Origin of the sequence: Flagellimonas aequoris, from assembly GCF_003584165.1 — a bacterium.
GTDB lineage: Bacteria > Bacteroidota > Bacteroidia > Flavobacteriales > Flavobacteriaceae > Flagellimonas > Flagellimonas aequoris.
On the sequence record NZ_QXFJ01000028.1, the window covers coordinates 40,765 to 56,059 of the forward strand.

General features: G+C 44.1%; 11 protein-coding genes. 3 read left to right on the top strand and 8 right to left on the bottom strand.

What is annotated here, in order from left to right:
* Positions 1–15 precede the first annotated feature (15 nt).
* From D2U88_RS12670 to D2U88_RS12690, 5 genes are all read right to left on the bottom strand, one after another.
* Complete coding sequence (locus D2U88_RS12670; protein WP_119640942.1) at positions 16–2,397, bottom strand: ABC transporter permease; 2,382 nt, start codon at positions 2,395–2,397, stop codon at positions 16–18.
* 32 nt (positions 2,398–2,429) lie between these two features.
* Positions 2,430–4,811: an ABC transporter permease gene (locus tag D2U88_RS12675; protein ID WP_119640943.1), complete on the bottom strand. Its 2,382-nt coding sequence runs from the start codon at positions 4,809–4,811 to the stop codon at positions 2,430–2,432.
* 30 nt (positions 4,812–4,841) lie between these two features.
* Positions 4,842–5,537 (bottom strand): ABC transporter ATP-binding protein, encoded by a 696-nt coding sequence (locus tag D2U88_RS12680; RefSeq protein ID WP_119640944.1) that lies wholly within the window; start codon positions 5,535–5,537, stop codon positions 4,842–4,844.
* A 71-nt stretch (positions 5,538–5,608) separates the two neighbouring features.
* On the bottom strand, positions 5,609–6,859 hold the full coding sequence (locus D2U88_RS12685) for an efflux RND transporter periplasmic adaptor subunit (protein ID WP_119640945.1): 1,251 nt from the start codon (positions 6,857–6,859) through the stop codon (positions 5,609–5,611).
* 8 nt (positions 6,860–6,867) lie between these two features.
* Positions 6,868–8,211 (bottom strand): TolC family protein, encoded by a 1,344-nt coding sequence (locus tag D2U88_RS12690; RefSeq protein WP_119640946.1) that lies wholly within the window; start codon positions 8,209–8,211, stop codon positions 6,868–6,870.
* A 202-nt stretch (positions 8,212–8,413) separates the two neighbouring features.
* Between D2U88_RS12690 and D2U88_RS12695 the strand changes: the two genes are divergently transcribed.
* From D2U88_RS12695 to D2U88_RS12705, 3 genes are read left to right on the top strand one after another with little or no spacing between them, the layout of a single operon-like run.
* Positions 8,414–9,778 carry a sigma-54-dependent transcriptional regulator gene (locus tag D2U88_RS12695; protein ID WP_119640947.1) on the top strand — a complete coding sequence of 455 codons (1,365 nt, stop codon included), beginning with the start codon at positions 8,414–8,416 and terminating at the stop codon, positions 9,776–9,778.
* Positions 9,778–11,130 carry a sensor histidine kinase gene (locus tag D2U88_RS12700; protein WP_119640948.1) on the top strand — a complete coding sequence of 451 codons (1,353 nt, stop codon included), beginning with the start codon at positions 9,778–9,780 and terminating at the stop codon, positions 11,128–11,130. The genes D2U88_RS12695 and D2U88_RS12700 overlap by 1 nt, the downstream gene beginning before the upstream one ends.
* Positions 11,131–11,141: 11 nt before the next feature.
* Entirely contained in the window at positions 11,142–11,585 is a 444-nt protein-coding gene (locus D2U88_RS12705; protein ID WP_119640949.1) for a 3-oxoacyl-ACP synthase, read from the top strand.
* 3 nt (positions 11,586–11,588) lie between these two features.
* Here D2U88_RS12705 and arfB read toward each other — a convergent pair whose 3' ends face one another.
* From arfB to D2U88_RS12720, 3 genes are all read right to left on the bottom strand, one after another.
* Positions 11,589–11,993 (bottom strand): alternative ribosome rescue aminoacyl-tRNA hydrolase ArfB, encoded by a 405-nt coding sequence (gene arfB / locus D2U88_RS12710; protein WP_119640950.1) that lies wholly within the window; start codon positions 11,991–11,993, stop codon positions 11,589–11,591.
* Complete coding sequence (locus D2U88_RS12715) at positions 11,971–12,966, bottom strand: sulfate/molybdate ABC transporter ATP-binding protein (protein ID WP_119640951.1); 996 nt, start codon at positions 12,964–12,966, stop codon at positions 11,971–11,973. The genes arfB and D2U88_RS12715 overlap by 23 nt, the downstream gene beginning before the upstream one ends.
* A 124-nt stretch (positions 12,967–13,090) precedes the next feature.
* Positions 13,091–15,244, bottom strand: coding sequence for a prolyl oligopeptidase family serine peptidase (locus D2U88_RS12720; RefSeq protein WP_119640952.1), 2,154 nt, complete (start codon positions 15,242–15,244; stop codon positions 13,091–13,093).
* Positions 15,245–15,295 lie beyond the last annotated feature (51 nt).

Sequence of the window (15,295 nt, forward strand, 5' to 3'; positions counted from 1 at the left end):
ATTGATGATGTTATCTCACTCGGTACGTAAACTTTTTACAGGATTGGCACTTGCTGCTTTGATGGCTTGAAAACTTACGGTTACCAATGCAATGAGAATGGTCAAGATACTTGCTATGGCAAATACGGCCCATCCGATGTTTGTTCTATAGGCAAATTGTTGGAGCCAGCCACTCATAAGGTACCATGCAACGGGAGAGGCGATCAATATGGCAATTAAAACAAGTTTTAGAAAATCGAGGAAAAGTAATTGCAGTATTGCATAGGTGGAGGAACCCAACACCTTACGCACGCCAATTTCTTTCACCCGCATTTCATTGTTGAAAGCTGCCAATCCGAACAAACCAAGGCAGGAAATGAAAATGGCAAGAATGGCAAAATACTTGGAAAGCGATAAGATTCGCTGTTCCGAAGAATACTGGGCATTGAACATTTGATCCTGAAAGGTGAAATTAAAATTGTAACCAGGATTATAATCTGTATACAATCGCTTTATGTTTTCAATGGTCTTCATTTCCGATCCGGAATGGATCCGCACCATTGCCAAAGCCAAATGGTTAGAGGAATACTTAAAAACCACGGGTGAAATGGGTTGCATGACGGAGGCGGTATGAAAATCCTTCATGACCCCAAGAATGGTCTTGTCCTCTCCCCAAAGATTGATTTTTTGCCCAACAGGATTTTCCAACCCCATTATCCGTATGGCCTCCTCATTAAATATTACGTAAGACTCGGGAGAACCGAGTTTTGCGTTAAAAGATTCCCCTTCCACCATTTCTATGTTAAGGGTCTGTGTCAGGTTTTCATCCACATCGCGAACAATAAAATCTACCTCAAGATCCGCTGGCTTACCGGCCCAGTCAATGCCGTAGGTGGAAGACCCGCCGTCTTCCCGGACAATACTCTGGCTAAGTCCACCAACACGTTCCACACCCTCTACTTTTTCAACCTCATCGAAGAAAAAAGGGATGTTGTCATAGGCCTTGCCCTCAAGATCTATTTGGACTATGTTATCTTTTTGATAACCAATGGGTTTTGTGAGCGCAAAGTTGAGCTGGTTGTTTATGATCAATACCGATATGATCAGGACTAGGGATGCCATAAACTGAAAGACCACCAGGCCTTTTCGTGTAAAAAGTTCCCCGCCATGGGTCTTAAAGGCGCCTTTAAGTGTTGCCAATGGACTAAAGCCGGACAAATAAAATGCTGGATAACTTCCGGAGATCAATCCGGTAAGCAATGTGGCCAAAATCAATACTGGGGCATTTTGGAAAATAAGTTGAAGATCCAGTTCTTTGCCTGAAACATAGTTGAACGCAGGAATCAACAAAAAGACCAATAAAAGGGCCAATATCAAAGAAAGGCATGTTAGGAAAATCGATTCTGTTAGAAACTGAACCACCAGTGTTCTTTTGGTACTCCCTACCGTTTTCTTGATGCCGATTTCCTTAAATCTCCTGCTAACGCGGGCCGTGGAAAGATTCATGAAATTGATACAGGCAATGAGCAGGACCAAAATGGCAATGAAAGAAAAAAGCCTAACGTAGGTAATTCTGCCACCACTTTGAATACCATCCACATAATTGCCCTTTAGGTAAGCATCTGAATATTTTCTTGTGAAAAGACTGAACATGTTACCATCAAGGTACTTGTCTACGAACCGGTCTATTTTTTTATTAAAGGCCGCCTGGTCCGTGTTGGGCTTGAGGACAAGGTATGTTTGTGGGCCGGTATTGTACCATTCTTTTCCGTTTGTCCAAATGTCTTCCAGCAATTTCTTTTTGGTCCCTATGAAACTGAACTTCATGGTAGAGTTTGAAGGAACGTCCTCAAAAACACCTGTAATCTTTCCGCTCTGCTCTTTGCCAAAGAAGCTATATTTTATTTGATGGTTTAGGGCTTTGTCAACAGAACCGAACAGTTTTAAGGCAAAGTTTTCGGAAACAACAATGGCATCCTTATCTTGAAGCACTTGATCAATGGAGCCTCGTATCAGGGGAAAGGAAAACACATTGAAAAAGTTTTTACTGGCAAATAGCCCTTCCGTTTTGAAAGTATTCTCCCCATCGGAGAAAGTGATTGCCATTCCCTCCCTCTCAAGATTCATAACGGTCACCGCATCTTCAACCTCGGGCAGATCTTTTTCCAATGCTTCTGCAAGGGGCCCTTGTGTACCTTCATGAACTCTGATTACTCCATTTTCCTCGCTCTTCATCAATATTTGATAAAGGTTTTGGTCATTTTCATGAAACGTATCGACCGTCATTTCATCAGTGACCCAGAAAAAGATTAAAAAAGCACTGGCCAGTCCTGTGGAAAGCCCCAGAATATTTATCAATGAAAACAAAGGATTTCTCCTAAGGTTTCTCCAAGCTATTTTAAGATGTGTCTTGATCATGATGGTTTGTTTTTATGATGATGTTTTTTATGTCATTCGGCACGTAAACTTTTAGTAGGGTTGGTGAGGGCGGCCCTGATAGATTGAAAACTTACGGTCAACAAGGCAATGCCCAGGGCAATGGTACCTGCAAGGGCAAAAACCCACCATTGCAGATCAATTCTATAGGCGAATCCCTGTAACCAGTTTTCCATGGAGAAGTAGGCGAGAGGGAATCCTATGAACAAGGCAATAACCACCAACTTGGCAAAATCCATGGAAAGCATTTGGCTGATTTTGCCCACGGAGGCCCCCAATACTTTTCGAATGCCGATTTCCTTTCTGCGTTGCTCTGCCGTATAAGCTGCCAAACCAAAAAGGCCCAATGCCGCTACAAAAATGGCCAGGATGCAGAACACGATACTGATCTGTCCCGCCCGCTTTTCCCGAGCGTACATTCTTGCAATATTTTGATCTAAAAAAGAATAGTTGAAATCTAGATTGGGAACAATTCTGGTGAAAGTACTTTTAAGGTCGGCAACCGTATTGGCCAAATTCCCTGTTTTAAAACGTACTAACATGAATGATTTGCCTTCACTTGTACTGTTATTGAATGCATAGGCACCAATAGGTTGGTGCAACGATTCGTAGTTGAAATCGTCCACCACCCCTACTATGGTATTGGGAATTCCGATATATACCTCCTTGCCGATGGCCTCTTCTGGGGAGAATCCTAAATAATCGATAGCTTTTTTGTTCAACACAACTTCCACCAATGTATCCTTTTCACTTTTGAACTTGGGCAAGCTACTGCCGGCCAAAAGATGTAGCTTAAGGGCATCTACGATACCTGCATCGGTCACATTGGTCTGAATGTTCAGACCTTGTTCTTCCGTGTCATTTTTTCGAAGGGTTCGTCCACTTACATCCATGCCAGGATATCCTTGGGCCATGGATACTGCGGTAACTTCTGAGAGGTTTTTGAATTCTTGCTCCAAAGCGTTACGATTTTCGTCGCCACGCAATCCACCTATGGAAATGGCCATGACATTGTCTGCGGCAAAACCAAGGTTTTTATTTTGGATGTATTGGGTTTGTTGGTAGATGACCATCACGCCTACGATCAATGCGGTAGAGGCGGCAAATTGCATCACTACAAGGCCTTTTCTAATGACCACATTTCCCTTTCCTCGCTTTAAAGAAGGGGATAGGATTTCCTTGGGCAAAAATCTGGACAGGTACATGGAAGGGTACAATCCAGAAAACAAAGTCGTTACAAGCCAAACCCCCAATGCAGCCAACACAAAGGTTGGGTTGAGCAACAGGTCCATGGTCAAGTGTTGATCGGTTAAACCATTAAAGCTGGGCAACAACAACATCGTCAAAGCAACACCCAAAACAATGGAAATGGCCGTGATTAATCCGGTTTCCACATAAAACCGACCCACTAAAGACTCCGAAGAGGCTCCTAAGGTTTTGCTGATGCCCACTTCCTTGGAACGCTTTTGGGAACGTGCCGTGGTGAGGTTCATATAGTTAACGCAGGCAATTAAAAGGATCAAAATGGCCAAATAGGTCAGGTTGCGAACTTCATTGATATCGCCAATGCGGGACGCATATGAATTTCCGTAAGAGGCGGAATATAGGTGTACTTTGCTCAAGGGTTGTAAACCGAAGGAGTACCATTGGTTTTCCTTAGGGAGGTTTGCCTCCAGCATTTGGTCTATCTGTTTTTGGGTGGCATCCACTGAAACATTGTCTTTCAATAGGCAATAGGTTTCAAAACTGGCATTTGACCAAGAATCATTTTTGTAGAACCAATATCCATTACTCGAGGCCATGATTTCTGCATCAAATGTGCTGTTATCAGGAAAATCCTTGTATACCCCGGTCACCTCAAGCTCACGATCATTGTCCACCAAAATGGTTTGGCCAATCGGATTTTCCTGGTTGAAATAGGTCTGTGCAGCTGTTTCGGAAAGAATGACCGTGCTCGGCCTGTCCAAAACTGTGGCCGCATCCCCCTTTACCAGTTCAATATCGAAAATGGTCAACAACTCCTTGTCCACCCAATAAAAAAGGTCCTCAGTGAAGTTTTGGTTGTTTATGCGCAAGGAGGCGGGTCTACCAAAATTATGTTTTAACAACCTTGCCGCACTTTCCACATTGGTCACTTCTTCCTTCATGGCCAAAGCGGTTACAGGAGGTACCGTGGCCCAGGTTTCAAAACCAAAATCACCATCAGTTTTCAAGAGAACTCGTTGGATCCGGTCTTTTTTGGGAAACATGGAGTCGAAACTCCTCTCATGGGAAATAAACAGAAAAAGGAGCATGACGATGGTCAGCCCCATGGAAAGTCCAATAATGTTGATTCCTGAAAACAGTTTGTTCGATTTCAGGTTTCTCCAAGCGACTTTTAGGTTGTTCTTAAACATATTTGGGATTTTTGATTGATGATTAAACTCCTACACCATGGCACCCATGGGCTTGTTCTGGCTTTCGGTCACAATTTGACCATCGAACAAGTTGATGACCCTGTGGGCATAGTGCGAATCGCGGTCCGAGTGCGTTACCATTACAATGGTGGTGCCCTCTTGGTTGAGCTCGGTAAGCAGGTTCATCACCTCAATACCGTTTTTGGAATCCAGGTTACCCGTAGGCTCATCCGCCAAGATCAGTTTTGGGTTGGTCACTACGGCTCGGGCTATGGCTACCCTTTGCTGCTGTCCTCCGGAAAGCTGTTGCGGAAAGTGTTTTTCCCTGTGGGCAATCTTCATACGCTCCAACACTTTTTGGACTTTTTCCTTTCTTTCTGCCTTACTCATTTTAAGGTAGATCAAAGGAAGTTCCACGTTTTCAAAAACGGTAAGCTCATCGATAAGGTTAAAGCTCTGGAAAACGAACCCAAGGTTTCCCTTTCTTAATTGGGTACGTTGGCTTTCCTTTAGCCCCCCCACTTCATGACCCGCAAATTTGTAGCTGCCATCAGTAGGATTGTCCAACATGCCGATGATGTTCAACAAGGTTGATTTTCCACATCCTGATGGGCCCATGATGGCCACAAACTCCCCTTCGGCCACTTTAAGGTTTACCCCGTTCAAGGCTAAGGTTTCGACTTCTTCCGTTCGGAAGCTTTTTTTGAGATTTTGGATTTGTATCATTTCTTTAGTGGTTGTTTTTCTGCGGTTTACTTAAAGACTCTTTTAATTTGATCGATGTTACACTTCACGGATTATTTTAATACGATCCGTTCTGCATCACCAAAACTGTCGTAGTTGCTGGTAATGACCTGTTCTCCTGGTTGAAGCCCCTCAAGGACCTCATAGTATCTTGAATTTTGTTTTCCTAATCGTACGTTACGTCTTATGGCCTCGTTGCCATTGGGGTCCACTACGAAAACCCATTGCCCACCTGTACTCTGGAAGAAGCCTCCTTTTGGCAGCAGGAGTGCATCATTGGATTCGCCCAATTGCAGTCTGATGTTATAGCTTTGTCCGGCACGGATGGTTTCTGGTTTTTCTCCGGTGAACACTAGATCTACCCTAAACCTACCGTTGCGTACTTCAGGATATACCTTGCGAAGACGTAGGCCGTACTCATTTCCATTACGCTCCAAAGTTGCGGATAGGTCACGTTTTACCCTATCGATATAGTGCTCGTCAATGTCCGCTTCAATTTTGAAATCGGTCAATACGTTAATCTGTCCGATACGTTGACCTTGGGCAATGTTCTGCCCGATTTCGGCATCCAAAAACCCCAACTGACCATCTGCTGGAGCGCGAACGTTCAGGTGGTCCAACCGTTCGTATACCATGGAAAGCGTCTTGCGCATCCGCTCCAAATCGGTATCCAAACCTTTCAGGGAAGTTTCCCTCAATTGGTCGTCCTGTTCGGTCTGTAACTTTACAATTTCGTATTGTTTTTTCGCCAGTTCGTAATCTTCCTTGGCTTTTAGATAGACTTCTTTGGAAATCAATTCCCCATCATATAGTTCTTGGTTTTGCTCATAGTTTCGCTTTAACCGTTGCAGATCGTACTGGGCGGTGGCCAAGGATTTTTTGCCTTCCACCTGCCTGGAATCGAAGGTGAGCTTGGTAGAACGAAGGTCGTTCTGCTTTAACGCCAAGTTACTTTCACTGGCCAAGATCTGCTCATACAGGTTCATGTTCTCCAATTTCAGGATGATATCCCCCTGTTTGACCATGGAACCTTCCTCGATGAGTTTTTCGGATACCCTTCCACCCTCATAGGCATCCATATAAATGGTGGCGATAGGAGCCACGTTACCATTTATGGTAATGTAATCATCGAACTTACCCGCAGTCACCGAAGCTATGGAAAGTCGCTCCTTTTCGGTCCTAAAGGTGGACATGGAACTGGCGAAAATCAATTTCCAGCCCACGAACAGTAACAATACACCAAGGGCGATGTAGCCGTAATGTTTGGGTTTAAGTCCTTTCTTTTTTTCTAATTGTATATCCATGGTTGTTCTTAGTTGATGTTAAATATGGGTAGGCCGCTATAAAAGTCAATGGTGCTTTGGTTGACTTTTAATTTGAGTCCTACCTGTAGGTTTTCGTTCTGGGCCACCCCGTAGAGGTTTTTGGCCTGGAAAAGATCCAAGGCGTTGATGAGCCCTTTTTCATATCTTTTTTGAGCAATTTCAAAAGCCAATTCTTGGGCCTTCACTTTTTGGTTACTCTGTTCGTATTCCGCCATAAAGGATTGGTTATCCTGAACCAGTTGTTGCAACAATTTGAACAATTCCTGCTCTTGGATTTCGAGGTTGTTCTTGGCTTGCAAATAGGCTATTTTTTGCTGTTTTACTCTGGAGTGGGCCGACCATCCATTACTGATGGGAATACTCAATTGTGCAGCAACGTACTTGGAAGCGTTGTCGTTGAACTGGGTTTTGAACGGGATAATTTTCCCGGTATCACTATCGGTTTGGGTCTCAAAATACCCCGTGGAATAACCGGCAGTCAAGGATAAGGAAGGCAACAGGTTTCCTCGGGTGGCCTGTAGCTGTTTCTTCGCGGCGTTTACCCTATATTCCTGGGACTTCACCAAAGGAACAAAGCCTCTTGCGGTTTGGTATAAGGAATCCAATGACATATCTTCTTCCGATTCGGGGGAATCGGATTCCAGAGTTTCTTGCAAGACAATGTCGGTTTCTTCGTTGAGGTTCATTTCCTGTAATAGGATCAACTTGGCGTTGGCCAATAGATTTTTGTTCTGGGTCACCAAAAGTTTGTCTCCCAACAAGTTGGATTCAGCTTCATAAAGGTCGGCACCGGCCATCATACCGAGCTCTACTTGTTTTTTTACCAAATCGTAATTGGATTGCGAAATTTCCTGTTGCTCCAAAGAATTGGCGACCAAACCTTCATAAAATTTGATATCATAATAGGCGCTCATCACCCTAAAGGCCAATAGGAATTTTTGCTGAAGCACATCCTCTTGGGTTGCTTTGAAGATAAATTTGGAGGCCCTTATGTTATTCAGTTTTTGAAATCCGTTGAAGATATCCAGACTGGCGCCAACCGAATAATTGTTGCTGAAGAACTCGGTATTCACGTAGTCGTTGGTATTGGGGTCGGCGGTTCTACCATAGTTGATGGTATAACCTGTGGACCCATTCACCGTTGGCAAAAGGTTTCGGATGGATTGCCGATAGGTCTCTTTACTGGAATCGTTGTTGTAGTTGGTATTCTTTACCTGAAGGTTGTGTTCAATGGCATAGGCCACGCACTCATCCAATGTCCAGGTTTCTTGGCAAAACCCAAACAATGAGGTTAGAAAGAAGATACTTGAAATGTATGTTTTAAGGTTCATATGCAATTTGCTGTGCCAAGTTGATCACTATTCTTATGCCAAAAACATAAACATCTAATAACCAATAAAATATATGGTATTAATGATATAAAAAGAAAGGGAGGTGTAAAAATATTGTACAAAAAATGTCCAAATATTTTACACTTTGTCGGACCGTATACGTCCAATTTGTAGATTTAACTTCCTTTTTGAGCCAAGGATCATGATAGATGCCAAGATTTTAGTCATAGACGACAATAAAAGCGTGTTGAGTGCTCTGGAGATTTTGCTTCAGTTCGAATACAAAAATGTACAGACGCTTTTTAACCCGAATCAGATTTCTTCGTTCCCTAACATGGAGGACATTGATATTGTGCTCTTGGACATGAATTTTTCCGCTGGTGTGAATACTGGGAACGAAGGGCTGTTTTGGCTCAATGAAATAAAGAAGAAGTCTCCCAATACCTCCGTGATCATGATGACGGCTTATGGGGCAGTGGACCTGGCCGTAAAAGCCCTGAAGCAGGGAGCGTCCGATTTTGTATTGAAACCCTGGAACAACGAACGGCTCATGACCACGGTGAAATCGGCCTACGAACTGCGGAAATCTAAACAGGAAATCTACAACCTAAAGAAAAAAGAGAACAACCTGAAACAGGTCATTAACGAAGGCAGGAATTTCATCATTGGGCAGTCCAAGGCCCTTACCGCTGTATTGAACCTTGTGGCCAAGGTGGCGAAGACCGATGTCAATGTACTGATCACAGGAGAAAATGGGACTGGTAAGGAGCTCATTGCCCGTGAACTGCACCGATTGTCCGTACGAAAAGAAGAGGTTTTTATAAATGTGGACATGGGATCCATTGCCGAAAATCTTTTTGAGAGCGAACTCTTCGGACATACAAAAGGCTCCTTTACCGATGCCAAGGAAGATCGCGCAGGAAAATTTGAAGCGGCCCACCAAGGCACCTTGTTCCTAGACGAAATTGGAAACCTCTCCCTCCAAATGCAGGCCAAACTATTGTCATCCATTCAAAATAGGTCGGTGGTACGGGTGGGTTCCAACAAACCGATCAAAGTGGACATACGTTTGGTATGTGCCACCAATTGCAACTTGGAACAAATGGTTGTGGACGGGCTTTTTCGTGAAGATCTTTTATATCGAATCAACACCATTCATATTGAAGTGCCACCCTTGAGGGACCGTGATGATGATATTTTGGTCTTGGCGGATTTTTTCCTGAAAAAATTTGCCCACAAATATGATAAACCGGGACTGCGGATTAACAATGTGGCACAAGAGAAATTGATGGAATACCCATGGCCGGGGAACATTAGAGAGCTGCAGCATACCATGGAGCGTGCGGTTATCCTGTCCGATGGAAATGTGCTGAAACCTTCCGATTTTTTGTTGCATGCCAAGCCATCACAGTCTTTTGACAATCAGCCCTTGACATTGAATGAAATGGAGCAGCAGATGATTTCGCGAGCTTTGGAACAACATGAGGGGAACTATAGTGCGGCAGCGGAGCAATTGGGGGTATCCAGGCAGACACTTTATAACAAGTTGAAGAAAAAGGGTGACTGATGGCCAGTAGAAACTTTTATATACAACTGATCATAAGGGTTTTGCTGTTGACCTTGACAGCGATACTCGTGGCCTTTTCCTTGGTGGAACAGTGGTATTTTACTTTTGGTTTTTGTGTAATCCTATTGACCGTACAGGTCTTTTCCCTGATTTCCTTCATCAATAGTACCAACAGGAAAATAGCCTATTTTTTTGATGCCATCCGAAATGAGGATTTTACATTGCGGTTTCCGGAAAGGGTGACCATTAAATCCTTCAAGGAACTCAACCAAAGCCTGAACCGGGTCAACGGTCTGATCCAAGAGGTACACCTTCAACTACAGATCAGGGAACAATACTATCAAGAGATTTTAAAGCAGGCGAGCATCGGGATCATGACCTATAACGAGAAAGGTCATATCATGTTCGCCAATCCAACCTTGGAAAAGTTATTGGATTACACTCCTTTGAACCATATCAAACAATTGTTGCAGGTAGATGAGAACCTGTACCATATCTTCAAATCGTTTCAACCTTTTGAGCGAAAACTATTCCAACTGTCGAATGAACGCGAACAAACCCAGTTGGCTCTCAAGTCCACTCCCTTGACTCTGGATGGTCAATCCTTGCTTTTGGTAGTGGTACAGGACATCCATAAAGAATTGGATGAAAAGGAAACGGAATCTTGGGTACGCCTCATCCGGGTATTGACCCACGAGATCATGAACACGATAACCCCGATTGCCTCCATATCGGATTCCATTATCAAATATTATCGGAATAACGGAAAGATCACTCCCTTGGAGGAACTGGAGGAAAGCCAGATAAAGAATACGCTCAAGGGGCTCGAAGTAATCAAGGAACAAGGTGGGGATTTGATGGATTTTGTTCAATCGTACCGAAGTTTGTTGCATGTTCCCGAACCTAACAAGACCCTTGTGAAAGGGAAAGATCTCTTGGAAAAAATCGATGTGTTGATGTCGGCAAGGCTACAGGGGGGAGGAAGCGACTTTAAAGTGGTTTGTGATCCGGAAGACCTTGAATTTTTTATTGATGAAAAACAAATTGCCCAAGTGCTTATCAACCTGGCCAAGAATGCCCTACAATCTGTTGGGGAAATAGACAACGGAAGAGTGATCATGGCTGCCGGGATCGATCACAACGGCACAAAGTATATCGATGTACTGGACAATGGCCCAGGAATCTCCCCCGAGGTAATGGATGAAATTTTTGTGCCTTTTTTCACCACCAAGAGTGAGGGTACAGGAATTGGGCTCAGCCTCTCCAAGCGAGTAGTACAATTGCACGGAGGCGGCATACAAGTAAGATCCGTTCCGTACAAGGAAACCCATTTTCGACTTACATTTGCCTAAAAATAGTATTGATGAAGCGAGAGCTTTTGAAATTTTGTTGGGACTACGTGAACGAGCGTGCCCGCCGTCTCAAACAAAGTAACGACGACCTACAGGAATCCCTGGATTCTGAAACCAAAAATTCCACGGGCGACAAGCACGAAACCGGCAGGGCCATGGTACAGTTGGAACAGGAAAAACTGGCCCAGCAAGTACAGGAACTGGAGAAGACCCGGGAAATCCTAAAGAAAATAAATATTGAAAGAAAGTCGGAAACGGTAGGTGCAGGATGCTTGGTGAAAACAAGTTTTGCAGACTATTTTATTGCCATTTCTGCTGGGACATATAAATATGACAAGGGCATGGTCTACTGCATTTCCATCAATGCGCCCATTGCCCAATTACTGGTGGATAAGAAAAAAGGGGACAGTTTTGTTTTCAATGGGAATACCTACACCATTTTGGAAGTGGCATGATGGTCAATCCAGATTGGGTTTTCTTCGGGAAGCCTTTCGTTCCGCAGACATTTTTTTCAATTTGAGCCTTTTTTCCACGGCTGACTTGGTCGGTTTGGTCGGCCTTCGTTTTTTGGGGACTTCCAAGCCTTTTTTCAGAATATCGAAAAAGCGTTTTACCACCAATTCTTTGTTTTTGTGCTGGCTCCGGGCCTCATCACACTGAAGGATCAAGACCCCTTCATTGGTCAATCTTGATGATAATTTGGATTGAAGTCGCTCCTTTTCCATGTCGGTCAAACCTTCAGAAACAGGCAGGTTGAAGGAAAGTTCCACTTTGGACGAAACCTTGTTCACATGTTGGCCACCGGCACCGCTGCTTCGTACGGCCTTGAAGGTAAGCTCCCTATGTATTTGCTGTTTGTCCAATGCGAAGACGTTTGTTGATGGTCTTCAAAGATACATTAAGGAAAATGGTCTTGCCAAGGATTTGCTTTTTATCCGAATTGAAGAAGAGTGTGGTTCCATCTTCCGTTTTTCCTTCGTTCAAATAATGGCTCCCCTTAAAAAAGGAATGTTGTACCTCAACCTTTAGCCCTGATGATTTTGAAATTTGGAATTCATGGGGATAGACCAAAACGGACCGATCTATTTCGGCATAGGACTTTAGCAGTTTGATAGGAACCTGGTTTACTTCACCAAATAAGGAGGCCGTGTAATAATTGGGCGGGGTGTTGAAGAGTTTTTTGGTCTTTTGGTCCGCAATGATGCGTCCTTTTTCCAAGATCAATGTTCGCTTGGCAAAGGGCAGCACATCGTTGGGGTCGTGACTAGCGGTAAGTACGGTAATGCTTTTCTGCTTGAGGTATAGGAACAGGTTTCTGCGCAGGGAGTTCCGTTTAAAATTATCGATATGTCCAAAAGGTTCGTCCAACAAAAGCACTTCTGGTTCCTGTGCCAGAACCCTAGCCAGGGCCACCCGTTGCTGTTGACCCCCACTGAGAAACTGTACCTTGGTCTTGGCATGGTCCTCCATTTCGATCAATTTCAAAAGCTCATCAATGCGTTGTTGATGGGTCTCGCGTTCAAAAACAGAAAGAAATTGACCGATGTTCTCTTCCACTGTGATGAAAGGCATCAGGTCAAAATCCTGAGCAAGGTATTTCATGTAGGGTTCCCCGGGCACTAAGTTGAAATTGGGACCCAAAGCTTCTGTTTCGCCCCAAAAAATGGAACCGTTTTCCACATGCAGTAGTCCGTAAATAATCTTCAACAAAGTACTTTTTCCGGAACCACTTTCGCCCATCAAGGCTAAATGCTCGCCTTTGGCGACTTCAAAAGAAATGTCTTCCAGAATGTTCTGGTCCTTGTAACCAAAGGAATCGATATGGACTTTTAGCATTATCTCTATTGATATGAGATTTTAGTTGTCAGGCTGAGCGCAGTCGAAGCCTGTGGACCATCACAAAATGAATCATGAGGTTCTCGACTGCGCTCGAACTGACAAAAAGTTTATTTGTTGGACCTTAATCTTTAAACTCTTTCAACACGGCTTGGTTGGGAAGCTCATCATACCCCATATTGTAAAAGGTGAACCCAAAGATATCGGCATACTGTTCTATGGTCTTGCTCACAGGGGTTCCCGCGCCATGGCCCGCATTGGTTTCGATGCGGATCAAGGTTGGGGCAGTTCCCGCTTGCTTTTCCTGCAGCTCTGCCGCAAATTTAAAGCTGTGTGCCGGTACTACACGGTCATCATGGTCGCCAGTGGTGACCAAAGTGGCCGGATAGGAAACGCCTTCCTTCACATTGTGGACAGGGGAATAGCCCTTTATGTATTTGAACATTTCTTCGCTATCCTCGGAAGTTCCATAATCGTAGGCCCATCCGGCACCAGCGGTAAAGGTGTGGTAGCGCAACATGTCCATGACCCCAACAGCGGGTAGGGCAACTTGCATTAAATCAGGTCGCTGTGTCATGGTGGCACCTACAAGCAAACCACCGTTAGATCCCCCACGGATAGCCAAATATTCCTTGGAAGTATAATTTTCGGATATCAAATACTCCGCTGCGGCAATAAAGTCATCAAACACATTTTGCTTTTGGAGCTTGGTCCCGGCGTCGTGCCATTTTTTACCATATTCCCCACCACCTCTCAGGTTGGGCACGGCATAAACACCACCTTGCTCCATCCAAACGGCATTCACGATGCTGAAGGAAGGGGTCAAGCTGATATTAAATCCGCCATAACCATACAGAATGGTCGGATTTTTACCGTTGAGTTCCAATCCTTTTTTATAGGTGATGATCATAGGGACTTTGGTACCGTCCTTGGAGGTGTAGAAAACCTGTTTGGACTCATAGTCGTCTGGATTGAAATCGATTTGGGGTTTCCAATACTGCTCGTACTCCCCAGTTTCCACATTGTACTTGTACAAAGATCCCGGAGTGTTGTAATTGGTAAAGGAGAAATAAAAATCTTTGTCTTCTTTTTTGCCGCCAAAGCCTCCGGCACTTCCTACACCGGGCAATTTGATTTCGCGCACCAATTTTCCATCGTAATCATACTGTAATACTTTAGAAATGGCATCGACCATATATTCCGTGAAGAAATAGCCTCCGCCAGTGCCAGCAGTTAGCACGTTTTCGGTTTCGGGAATTAGGTCTTCCCAATGGTCCGGAGTTGGGTTGGAAGCATCCACTACCACCACTTTTTTATTGGGAGCATCCCGATCGGTAACCAAGTAAAGCTTGGAACCTTCATTATCGATGACATAAGTATCGGAATCGGTATCATCCAAAATAGTGACCAATTTTGGGTCTGCTTCTGAAAGATCCATCAGGTATAGCTTGTTGCCCGAAGTGGATATGGAAGCCGATATGAATAAATATTTTTGGTCTTCGGACACATACCCGCCCACATACCGGTGTTTTTCCTCGGGAGTTCCACCGAAAATGATTTTGTCCTCGGATTGGGGTGTTCCCAATTGATGATAATACAGTTTATGCTGGTCCGTTTTTGCTGAAAGTTCACTTCCTTTTGGTTTGTCGTAGCTGGAATAGAAGAAACCATCGTTTCCTTTCCATGAAATGCCACTGAACTTAATGTCGACCAAGGTGTCTTCCACAACTTCTTTCGTTTCGGAATCTATAACGATACCTTTTCGCCAGTCACTACCTCCTTCGGAAATCAGATAGGCCGCCTTGGAACCATCCTTGGTAAAACTGAGGCCCATCAGCGAAGTAGTGCCATCTTCGGAAAAAGTATTGGGATCTAGGAAGACCTCCTCTTTGCCATCGTCCTTTTTTCGATAGACCACGTACTGGTTCTGCAGGCCGTTGTTTTTATAATAGTAGGTGTAGTCACCCTCTTTGAATGGGGAACCCACTTTTTCATAGTTCCACAATTTTTCCAGGCGCTTTTTTAAATCTTCCCGAAATGGGATTTTTTCCAAGTACCCGAAGGTTGCTGCATTTTGCTCTTTAACCCAAGCCTCGGTTTCGGCGCTACGGTCATCTTCCAGCCAACGGTAGGGGTCTTGTACCTCGGTTCCGAAATAGGTGTCGACCGTGTCGACCTTCTTAGTAGTGGGATAGTTCACGGTAATGGGTTCTCTTTTAGTGGTTTTTTGGCAGGCCGTCAGTAAAACGATAACAGCCAATAGACTTGCGTTTTTCATTTTTATCAGATTGATTCTGATAAAAATACCATAAAACAAACAATTCTATCA

What these genes read in the sequence shown, in the direction of transcription:
- D2U88_RS12670 (WP_119640942.1), bottom strand. Translation starts at nt 2,397, where the DNA reads ATGATCAAGACACATCTTAAAATAGCTTGGAGAAACCTTAGGAGAAAT.
- D2U88_RS12675 (WP_119640943.1), bottom strand. Translation starts at nt 4,811, where the DNA reads ATGTTTAAGAACAACCTAAAAGTCGCTTGGAGAAACCTGAAATCGAAC.
- D2U88_RS12680 (WP_119640944.1), bottom strand. Translation starts at nt 5,537, where the DNA reads ATGATACAAATCCAAAATCTCAAAAAAAGCTTCCGAACGGAAGAAGTC.
- D2U88_RS12685 (WP_119640945.1), bottom strand. Translation starts at nt 6,859, where the DNA reads ATGGATATACAATTAGAAAAAAAGAAAGGACTTAAACCCAAACATTAC.
- D2U88_RS12690 (WP_119640946.1), bottom strand. Translation starts at nt 8,211, where the DNA reads ATGAACCTTAAAACATACATTTCAAGTATCTTCTTTCTAACCTCATTG.
- D2U88_RS12695 (WP_119640947.1), top strand. Translation starts at nt 8,414, where the DNA reads ATGATAGATGCCAAGATTTTAGTCATAGACGACAATAAAAGCGTGTTG.
- D2U88_RS12700 (WP_119640948.1), top strand. Translation starts at nt 9,778, where the DNA reads ATGGCCAGTAGAAACTTTTATATACAACTGATCATAAGGGTTTTGCTG.
- D2U88_RS12705 (WP_119640949.1), top strand. Translation starts at nt 11,142, where the DNA reads ATGAAGCGAGAGCTTTTGAAATTTTGTTGGGACTACGTGAACGAGCGT.
- D2U88_RS12715 (WP_119640951.1), bottom strand. Translation starts at nt 12,966, where the DNA reads ATGCTAAAAGTCCATATCGATTCCTTTGGTTACAAGGACCAGAACATT.
- D2U88_RS12720 (WP_119640952.1), bottom strand. Translation starts at nt 15,244, where the DNA reads ATGAAAAACGCAAGTCTATTGGCTGTTATCGTTTTACTGACGGCCTGC.